Raw genomic sequence first — 3391 nt, forward strand, 5'->3', positions numbered from 1 at the left:
GGGCGGGGAGCGCCCACTGCGGCGCGGCCTTCTGATGCGCGCCGACCGACCACAGGGCGAACAGCGCCAGGAACGGCGCGAGGGTGAGGGCCGGGCCCCACACCACACGCACGATGGTCACCATCAGGTTGATGAACTTCACCACGGCCATCAGCGGCGTGACGACCTCGGAGGGGTCCTTGGTGGCCACGGCCATAGCGATGCCGATGAGGACCAGGCCGCCGATGCCCATCCCGGTGCTGATGGCGGCGCCCTTGGCCGCGTCCAGCGGGGAGTGGAGCAGGTCCATACGGCGGCGGTGCCGGGCGTCGCGGAAACGCTGCCCGCGTTCCTCCCACGCCGCCGCCGCGTCCAGGTCGCCCGCGGCTTCGGCGGTACGAAGGTAGCGCTCGTAGCGGGCGGCGGTCCGGCCGTCCCACGCACGGCGAGCGACGATCCGGGTGCCGCCCGCGACGTAGAGGGAGTGCCGCACCACCGTGCGGCCGACCGTGCGGGTGTTCTCGTGTGTGGCGGCGGTGCGGATCGCGCGGCCGGAGCGGACCCACAACGGGACCGGCCGGGCGGGCTCCGGGTCGGGCACCACGGTCAGCGTCGTGACCGGCGACACCTCGTCCGAGGCGGGCACGGCTTCGCGGTCGGGGTCGGGGGTCTTGTGCAGGGAGATGACGGTGCCGCTCACAGCGGACTCCTAACTACCCCTGGCAGGGCGGGAGTTGATGGGTGCTGGTGGCCGGGGCCGACCCCGGTGGTGGGGTCGGCCGGCGCGGTCACCACCAGCGGGAGGTGGACTTCCGGGCCGCGTTCTCGGCGGCGGCCTGCGCGACGATCTGCACCCGCGCGGCCTTGAGCGCGGCGATCTCCGCGACCAGGCGGGTTTCGGCGGACTGCCACGCGGTCTCCAAGCGGGTCTCGGCGCGCGAGGGGCTGTTGCCCCGCACGATCCGGTACGACCCGGACGCGAGCGCGCCCATGACGGCGCTGCGTTCGCGGCGGTTGAGCGGCCACGTCTCACGGTTGCGGACCGCGTCCAACTTCCGCTCAAGCAGGCGGAGTTCGCGGTCGATGCGACGGGTGTCGGGCTTGGCCATCAGGCGGCACTCCTCAACGACTCAGGGCCGGAGCTGGGCTCGGGGAACGCGCACGGCACACACGCACCAAGCGACGTGGGGATGACGTAGCCCGCATCCCGGAGACACTGCGGGCAGGTGCGGCGAGCGCGGTTGGCCTTGGCCAGCGCCGCCCACCGGCCGGGGGTCATCGGCCGCACCGGCACCGCCAGGTCCACCCGGTACAGGTAGGCGACCAGCGGGCCGCGCCGCCGCCGGGGGCGTTCGAGTTGGGCGGCCACGTCCTGACCTCCGGGCCGAAGCCCGGCGGCACGCAACTGCCTGCGGGTCGCCAGGCCGTCCGGGGCGAGGCGCCACCGGAACACGGGGAGCGTGGTCATCAGGCCACGACCCGCTTCCACGCGGCCCGCAGGCGGACCTCCGAGGCGGAGTGCCCGGCGGCCCGGAACCGGGCGGACATCTCCCGGTAGGACAGCGCCGGGACCTGGCTGTGGCGGATGTGCTCCACCACCACATCCAGCGCGTCATCCGTGAGAACGGGTGCCGCTTCCAGGGCGGGGACGGGTTCGACCGGCCCCCACACCGGGAGCTCCCACCGAGCCGTCACGGCGGGTGTGCCGTGGGGTGTGACGGGGGTCGTCACGCTGGTCAGCGCCCTGCCGGCGTCCTCCCCGTCCCGCGCGTCCTCCAGTTCCGACCACGCCCTGGAGAGGGCTTGCGCGGTCCGTGCCTGGACGCGTGCGACGCGGGCGCCGGCCTGCGTCACGGCCGTCAGCCGGGTTTCCTCGGTGGCGGCTTCGGCCCGGAGCCGGGCGCGTGCCACGGCGGCTTCGTCGCGGGCTTCTTGCCGGATACCCCGGATCGCTCCGAGGGCGGAGGGGGTGAGGGCGGTGCGCTCCCACAGGCTGTGGACCAGCCACAGCGCCTTCGCCGCCAGCGGCAGCCAGGCCACCGCGAGCCACGCGCCCGCCGACGACTCGACGGTGAGGGCGTGGGCGATGAGGACGCCGGCGGCGAGGACGCCGAAGGACCAGCCGACCGTGGTGACGGCGCGGTTGTGGTCGCCCTGTGCGGCGAGGCGGCGTTCGTAGGCGAGGGTGGCCAGCCAGCCGCCGTCAATCCCGAGACCGACGACCAGCGCGACCGGCCACGGCATCGCCGTGCCCAGCCACATCACCACCACCGCCAGGGTGAGCACCATCGACACCGCCGTCATGGCCACGGCGGGAAGAACCGTCTTCCAGCTCATGCCGCACCCCCCAGGGGGCGGACCGTGGTGGCGGTGATGAGGACGACCGGGGAGGACGGGTCCCCGTACTCCCGTGCGTCCTCCGACCACGACCACTGCGCGCCCGGTACCGGCTCGAAGCCCAGTGCGGCGAGCGCTGCGGCCCGCTCGGTCACGGTCGGCACTCGACCGGTCCGGGTGAAGGTGTGGGTGGGCCACTCGTCGGCGCACACGTACACCCACCACGCACCGTTGTCCCGCAAGGCCATCTGCGCCCGCAGCACGGGTGGAATCGTCACGCTCATGCCACATCTCCGAACGCGAGCAGCACGGCAGCGATGAGCAGGGCGCCACCGGCCAGGGTGAGGTCAACGGCACGGCGCAGGGCGGTGAACTTCTTCACCGCGAGCCGGGACAGCCCCGCCACGTCGGCGGCCAGGTCGCCGGCCACCACGGTGGTGATTTCCTCGGCGGTGAGCGTCGCCCACAGCGGGAAGCCGTGCCGCCCGGACAGGTTGGGGCGCACCGCCCACAGCAGCAGCCCCGCCGCTACCAGCAGCACGGCCATGCCCGTGCCGCCGATGATCCGGGCCGGCCAGGTCAGTGTCAGACCGTGCCCGACACTCCACCCGCCCGCCAGGACCGCGCCGACGAACGCCAGCAACAGCCCGGTCTTGTTGTCCGTCCGCGCGATCTCAGCCTTCACCTCGGCATGCGCGGCCACCACGTCCCCCTGCGGGCCGTTCATGCCGCACCCCCGGCCAGGCCGTCACCGGCCGCACCGTTGAGCAGCGCGACACGGGCGGCCAGCGCCCGCCTGCGGGCCCGCCGGATACGACGCTCGTCCAACTCGGTCGGGGTGCGATCCAGGGTGACGATGTGCGCGTCGAGAAGGTCAACGTCCGCCAGCAGGACGGGCATCTCCCGCTCCACCGCGTCCAGCTCGGCGTCGGTGGGCTCAAGCCAGTCCGCGAACGCCGTAACGGCGTCCTGAACAGTAACGATGTGGGTCATGGGTCGTGGTCTCCGTAGCAGGTGGGTGCGGCCCGACGCGGCTCCCAGGGGGCAACCTGGGAGCCGCTTTGCCGGTGAGGGA

Annotated in this window: 6 protein-coding genes and 1 pseudogene; all 7 read right to left on the reverse strand. The window is 73.5% G+C overall.

Going from position 1 to position 3391, the window contains the following annotated elements; translation table 11 throughout:
• Positions 1-679: pseudogene (locus KUM39_RS27825) on the reverse strand (ATP-binding protein); the annotation flags it as partial.
• An 88-nt stretch (positions 680-767) separates the two neighbouring features.
• Positions 768-1088, reverse strand: a complete 321-nt coding sequence (locus tag KUM39_RS27830; RefSeq protein WP_217788551.1) for a hypothetical protein — start codon at positions 1086-1088, stop codon at positions 768-770.
• Positions 1088-1447, reverse strand: coding sequence for an RRQRL motif-containing zinc-binding protein (locus tag KUM39_RS27835; RefSeq protein WP_217788552.1), 360 nt, complete (start codon positions 1445-1447; stop codon positions 1088-1090). The genes KUM39_RS27830 and KUM39_RS27835 overlap by 1 nt, the downstream gene beginning before the upstream one ends.
• Positions 1447-2316: a protein spdB gene (locus KUM39_RS27840; protein ID WP_217788553.1), complete on the reverse strand. Its 870-nt coding sequence runs from the start codon at positions 2314-2316 to the stop codon at positions 1447-1449. Before KUM39_RS27840 ends, KUM39_RS27835 begins: the two co-directional genes overlap by 1 nt.
• On the reverse strand, positions 2313-2600 hold the full coding sequence (locus KUM39_RS27845) for a DUF6303 family protein (protein WP_217788554.1): 288 nt from the start codon (positions 2598-2600) through the stop codon (positions 2313-2315). The genes KUM39_RS27840 and KUM39_RS27845 overlap by 4 nt, the downstream gene beginning before the upstream one ends.
• Positions 2597-3043, reverse strand: coding sequence for a Pycsar system effector family protein (locus KUM39_RS27850; RefSeq protein ID WP_217788555.1), 447 nt, complete (start codon positions 3041-3043; stop codon positions 2597-2599). Before KUM39_RS27850 ends, KUM39_RS27845 begins: the two co-directional genes overlap by 4 nt.
• The gene (locus KUM39_RS27855; protein WP_217788556.1) at positions 3040-3309 is read right to left on the reverse strand and encodes a DUF6284 family protein; all 270 of its coding nucleotides are present in this window, start codon (positions 3307-3309) and stop codon (positions 3040-3042) included. The genes KUM39_RS27850 and KUM39_RS27855 overlap by 4 nt, the downstream gene beginning before the upstream one ends.
• Between the last annotated feature and the right edge of the window lie 82 nt (positions 3310-3391).

This window comes from Streptomyces corallincola (genome assembly GCF_019104725.1).
Taxonomy (GTDB): Bacteria; Actinomycetota; Actinomycetes; order Streptomycetales; family Streptomycetaceae; genus Streptomyces; species Streptomyces corallincola.

What these genes read in the sequence shown, in the direction of transcription:
- KUM39_RS27830 (WP_217788551.1), bottom strand. Translation starts at nt 1,088, where the DNA reads ATGGCCAAGCCCGACACCCGTCGCATCGACCGCGAACTCCGCCTGCTT.
- KUM39_RS27835 (WP_217788552.1), bottom strand. Translation starts at nt 1,447, where the DNA reads ATGACCACGCTCCCCGTGTTCCGGTGGCGCCTCGCCCCGGACGGCCTG.
- KUM39_RS27840 (WP_217788553.1), bottom strand. Translation starts at nt 2,316, where the DNA reads ATGAGCTGGAAGACGGTTCTTCCCGCCGTGGCCATGACGGCGGTGTCG.
- KUM39_RS27845 (WP_217788554.1), bottom strand. Translation starts at nt 2,600, where the DNA reads ATGAGCGTGACGATTCCACCCGTGCTGCGGGCGCAGATGGCCTTGCGG.
- KUM39_RS27850 (WP_217788555.1), bottom strand. Translation starts at nt 3,043, where the DNA reads ATGAACGGCCCGCAGGGGGACGTGGTGGCCGCGCATGCCGAGGTGAAG.
- KUM39_RS27855 (WP_217788556.1), bottom strand. Translation starts at nt 3,309, where the DNA reads ATGACCCACATCGTTACTGTTCAGGACGCCGTTACGGCGTTCGCGGAC.